1 pseudogene is annotated in these 929 nt (G+C 79.7%); it reads right to left on the bottom strand.

What is annotated here, in order from left to right:
- Window positions 1-613, bottom strand: a pseudogene (locus PV721_RS43595) (AAA family ATPase); the annotation flags it as partial.
- Window positions 614-929: the final 316 nt, after the last annotated feature.

Raw genomic sequence — 929 nt, 5'->3', positions numbered from 1 at the left:
CACGGCTGGTCGCCAGGATCTGCACACCGGGACAGCGCGCGAGAAGCTCCTCCGCCAGCTCGGCGGCCGCACCGATCACGTGCTCGCAGTTGTCGAGCACGAGGAGCAGGCTGCGGTGCGCACAGTGTTCGACGAGCTGGGTGGTCGGGTCGGCGGCGGTGCTCTCGCGGGCGACGAGGGAGTTCTCGCGCAGGCCGAGGGCGCTGAGGACCGCGCCGGGGACGGCCGCGGGGTGGTCGAGACGGGCGAGTTCGACGATCCAGCCGGCGTCGGGGTGGGCGGCGGCCGCGTGTTCGGCGAGACGGGTCTTCCCGGAACCGCCGGGGCCGGTGAGGGTGACGAGGCGCAGCCGGGCCAGGTCCTCGCGAAGGGCGGCGAGTTCGGGCTCGCGGCCGACGAAGGAGGTGAGCCGGGGCCGAAGGTTCCCACGGGGCGCCGCTGGCGGAGTCTGCGGGTGCGGGGCCTGCGGCTGCGGGTGTACGGGCGCGGCCTCGCGTGGCGCCGGCTGCGGGTACGCGGCTCCGGGCAGCCCGGACTGCGGCGGTACGGGCCCAGGCCGCACGGGCGCGAACGGCTCGTGCAGGGGCCGGTGCCCCGGCTCTCGCCCAGGCGCACGTGCGGGCTCCGCGTACGCGAGCCCAGGCTGCGCGGGCGCGGGCTGTGACGGCGCGGGCGGTGCCGGCTGCAGGGGTACGGGCCCAGGCTGCGCGGGACCCGCGGGCGCCGGCTCGGGCTGCCCAGGCGCGGGCTCGGGCTGGGGGTGCGCGGGTTGCGCAGGTGCGGGCTGTGAGGGCGCGGGCGGTGCCGGCTGCCGGGGTACGGGCCCGGGCTGCGCGGGCCCCGCGGGCGCGGGCTGCCCAGGCCCGGGCTGCGCGGGCTCGGGCTGCGCGGGCTCGGGCTGCGCGGGCTCGGGCTGCGCGGGCTCGGGC

The sequence above is a fragment of the Streptomyces sp. MB09-01 genome (assembly GCF_033794505.1).
GTDB lineage: Bacteria > Actinomycetota > Actinomycetes > Streptomycetales > Streptomycetaceae > Streptomyces.
The sequence above is the reverse complement of the archived record's forward strand: the minus strand, read 5'-3'. Positions and strand labels throughout refer to the sequence as shown.